The 3,805-nt window shown below is 37.7% G+C and carries 4 protein-coding genes; 2 read left to right on the forward strand and 2 right to left on the reverse strand.

Annotated features, from left to right (window positions below; genetic code table 11):
* A partial coding sequence (locus CXF78_RS14275) for a tetratricopeptide repeat protein (protein WP_102037177.1) occupies window positions 1-1,106 on the forward strand: 1,106 nt, incomplete at its 5' end.
* Window positions 1,107-1,111: 5 nt separating this feature from the next.
* Here the strand turns inward: CXF78_RS14275 and CXF78_RS14280 are convergent.
* The gene (locus tag CXF78_RS14280; protein ID WP_102037178.1) at window positions 1,112-1,954 is read right to left on the reverse strand and encodes a substrate-binding periplasmic protein; all 843 of its coding nucleotides are present in this window, start codon (window positions 1,952-1,954) and stop codon (window positions 1,112-1,114) included.
* Window positions 1,955-2,384: 430 nt separating this feature from the next.
* Between CXF78_RS14280 and aroG the strand changes: the two genes are divergently transcribed.
* Window positions 2,385-3,440 (forward strand): 3-deoxy-7-phosphoheptulonate synthase AroG, encoded by a 1,056-nt coding sequence (aroG, locus tag CXF78_RS14285; RefSeq protein WP_102037179.1) that lies wholly within the window; start codon window positions 2,385-2,387, stop codon window positions 3,438-3,440.
* A 44-nt stretch (window positions 3,441-3,484) separates the two neighbouring features.
* Here aroG and CXF78_RS14290 read toward each other — a convergent pair whose 3' ends face one another.
* Window positions 3,485-3,661: a hypothetical protein gene (locus CXF78_RS14290; RefSeq protein ID WP_011636116.1), complete on the reverse strand. Its 177-nt coding sequence runs from the start codon at window positions 3,659-3,661 to the stop codon at window positions 3,485-3,487.
* Window positions 3,662-3,805 lie beyond the last annotated feature (144 nt).

The raw sequence follows: 3,805 nt of genomic DNA on the forward strand, positions 1-3,805 counted from the left end.
GTCAATCAACTCAACCCCAAAACAAAGCTGTAAAGATTGCTGACCTATTTCATGATGAAATGTTCATGCCTGTTGAGACTGTGTCTATTGATGATATTTATCGTTTACCTGAAAAGTTTGTCGCACAATTTAGACGACAGTTTCAAGCCGATGGTACTCTTCGTAATCAAAATGTTATGGCTAATGAATGGTTGGCGCAATATATAGGCGCACAAGATGGTGGTTTTGAATACCGTGATAATGTGACTCGCTCGGCCAGTGAAACCGTGCTTAATCGTCAAGGTAATTGTATGTCTTTGGTTGTGTTGTCGGCGGCACTGGCTGATGCGTTAAATGTGCCCGTGGAGTTTAATGACATCGATGTTGAACCAGTGTGGGATAGACGAGGTGGTTTTTATTTAGTTAATGGTCACGTTAATTTACGTTTATTACCTCCGAGGTCAAATAACACAGTGTTATTTAGAGGTACAGATGTTCTAGTGGACTTTTTACCTGAACGTTCTGTGCGTGCTTATCATAAAAAAACAGTTAATAAGCGGCAGTTAACCTCGATGTTTTATAACAATATTGCAGCAGAAGCGTTGATTAACACCGATTATGATACAGCTTATGCATTGGTTAAAAAAAGCATTCAACTGGATCCGCAACATGTTGCAGCAATCAATACCCTAGCGGTTATTTATCGACATAAGGGCTACGAAGATGAGGCTGAATATGCATATCGTTTAGCGCTACAAATTGACTCTCAAGATTTAACGACATTATACAATTTGGCGTTGATTTTAGGTCAACAAGGACGTTTAGATGAATGGGCACAAATACATAAGGTGCTTGAGCTCGCGAGAATAAATAATCCGTTTTATTATTTTGACATGGCTCAACAAGCGTATTTTGATAAGCAATATCAAGATGCACTCATATGGTATAAACGAGCTGTTGATAAAGCGGATTATCGCCATGAGTTTTATTTTGGTTTGTCTAGGGCTTATTGGGCAACAGGTGAAGAGCGGTTGGCTGAGAAAAATCTTAAACGTGCGTTGGCCTTAAGTGATAATAGTAATAAGCAACGCTACCAAATTAAGCTGCAAGCGTTGAAACAGAATTAGTACCTTTAAGGCATTTGATGCTGTGGTTGATAATTGTTTTGTTCAGCTAGGTCGAGTATCTCTTGGTAGCGATATGACTGTTTGAGTGTAGTAATAGCACTATCTACTCGGTTAGCTATTATTTGATCATGACAAGCAATTTTTCGTTGTGCAGGGTCAAATAGTACCACTTCTGTTACTGGGATACTGGTATCGAGTTTTGATTTGAGTAAATGACGATAATATTCAAATATCCGTCTTTCTAAAACAATGACTTCAACATATCCATTGAATAACATCACCACTTGGCTTTTTTGATTGGTTATTTCACTGTAGTGAGGGTTAGCATTCGCGATGTCTTTAAACTCATCACCTAAGTATTGTTTTGAGTTTTGAAATCCTAAAATAGACAATGCGCTAAGATCGTTAAATTGTTCAATTTGAAGGTTGTTTCTTGATAAGTAAAACACGCTATTTTGATATTCAAGTAAGCTTTGCGTATAAAACAGTCCTTCCACATTATCAGGGGCATTGATCATGCAGTCTATTTTATTGGTTTTAACTAGACGCTGTGCACGTAAATTAGGCGCATGAACAATTTCTTTTATGTCTATATTTTCACTGTTCAGAGCTGCCTTCAAAAGGTCATACTGCACGCCAGCATTTTCATCGGTAAAGAAATAAGGTGCAATACTGTTACTGGTAGAAAAACTAATACTATCAATGACTGGAATCAATTTTTCATGGTAAGTTTGCGAGTGAAATTCGACTAATTCGTGTTCATCATCGATTGGATCAACGGACGTGGCAATGGCGGGATAGCAAAGAGTTAATAATAAGCTTAATAAAAAAATTGACCAATATTTCAATGTGTTATCCTCCTCTGGATAGCTTGCCAAGTATTAAGTCGCTCATCTTCCTTGTGTTGAATTAATGATGTTAATCACTAAAGTAAAGCATATTAATATCATTAGAGTGTCTTTTTGATAAGACAGTTTGTTTTAGTGATATTAGGTGCTAAACAATCAATGTATAAGTGTATTCCATACTCGTTTTACGCAGCCGTTAACTGAGCTGAGTTGCTATTGCTTCTTATTACGTATTCCCAATCACTTACGTATAGTCTCTGTTATCGGCACTGATGAATAATACTTGATTGATTTGTCGATAGATACTGGTTAAATTGATGATTCATGTTCATTTTTTCGATGGTTTTTTATCATTTTTAATGAATCGTATCAGCTGATTTATTTTTACTGAATCAGACACATAAGACGTTTTGCCGGAGTTGTAACCACTATGCATTATCAAAATGACGATATTCGTATCGATGAAATAAAAGAATTGCTGCCACCCATTGCGATTCTAGAACGATTTCCGGCAACCGAACATGCATCATCAACTGTTTTTAATGCGCGTAACAGTATTCATCAAATTTTAGCCCGTAAAGATGATCGCTTATTAGTGGTGATTGGCCCTTGTTCAATTCACGATCCTGTTGCCGCCTTAGAGTATGGTCAACGCTTAGTTAAATTGCGGGAACAGTATAAAAATCAGCTTGAAATTGTCATGAGAGTGTATTTTGAAAAGCCGAGAACGACAGTCGGTTGGAAAGGGTTAATTAATGATCCTTATATGGATAACAGTTTTCAATTAAATGATGGTTTACGGACCGCTCGTAAATTACTTGTCGATTTAAATGACTCAGGAATGCCAACAGCAGGTGAGTTTTTAGATATGATCACACCTCAATATGTTGCTGACATGATGTGTTGGGGCGCCATCGGCGCACGTACTACCGAATCTCAAGTACACCGTGAATTATCATCGGGGCTGTCTTGTCCTGTAGGATTTAAAAATGGTACCGACGGAACCATTAAAGTGGCTATTGATGCCATTGGAGCCGCGAGTGCGCCACATCATTTCTTGTCGGTTACTAAGTTTGGTCATTCGGCCATAGTGTCAACTAAAGGGAATCCAGATTGCCATATCATTTTACGTGGCGGTCGAGCACCTAACTATAGTGCCGAACATGTGTCTGATATCGCCAAACAGCTTGCTAAGTCAGGCTTAACTGACAATATTATGATTGATTTTAGCCATGCTAATAGTAGTAAAGATTATAAAAAGCAGATGCTGGTTGCCGATGATGTCGGTGGGCAAATATCTCAAGGTAATCATGCTATTTTTGGTGTGATGGTTGAAAGTCATTTAGTTGAAGGACGCCAAGACCTCATTGAAGGTAGTGAATTGTGCTACGGACAGAGCGTAACGGATGCTTGTATTGGTTGGGATGACACAGAGTCACTTTTAGCAACACTCAATAAGAGTGTACTTGACCGACGTCAAGCCTGATATTTGAGTTAGTCACACCTAAAAAATAAGGCGCTCAATGCGCCTTATTTTTTTATATGTTGTACTAAGTATTCATTGGCCTTAGCTAAACTGCCAAAAGCAGAGATAAGATTATCACGACCTTTATCTTGCAGTTCAGGGTTACCTGATTCAATCATCATCCATACCCATGTTTGTATTAGTTGTAATGGTGGGTATTGAATTTTCGAGCTATCCAACATAAAGCATCCTTTAAACTAGTAAATCGTTATTTGTTTATTATCAAATAGGCGTTTATCTGTACTCGAAGAGTAACAAATTCTGCTTACAGAAATAACTCTATTTAGCTTAAAAAAGCACAAAATGGCTAAAAAAAATTAAAAAGT

Origin of the sequence: Shewanella sp. 11B5 (assembly GCF_002836795.1) — a bacterium.
GTDB classification, from domain to species: domain Bacteria; phylum Pseudomonadota; class Gammaproteobacteria; order Enterobacterales; family Shewanellaceae; genus Shewanella; species Shewanella frigidimarina.

What these genes read in the sequence shown, in the direction of transcription:
- aroG (WP_102037179.1), top strand. Translation starts at nt 2,385, where the DNA reads ATGCATTATCAAAATGACGATATTCGTATCGATGAAATAAAAGAATTG.
- CXF78_RS14290 (WP_011636116.1), bottom strand. Translation starts at nt 3,661, where the DNA reads ATGTTGGATAGCTCGAAAATTCAATACCCACCATTACAACTAATACAA.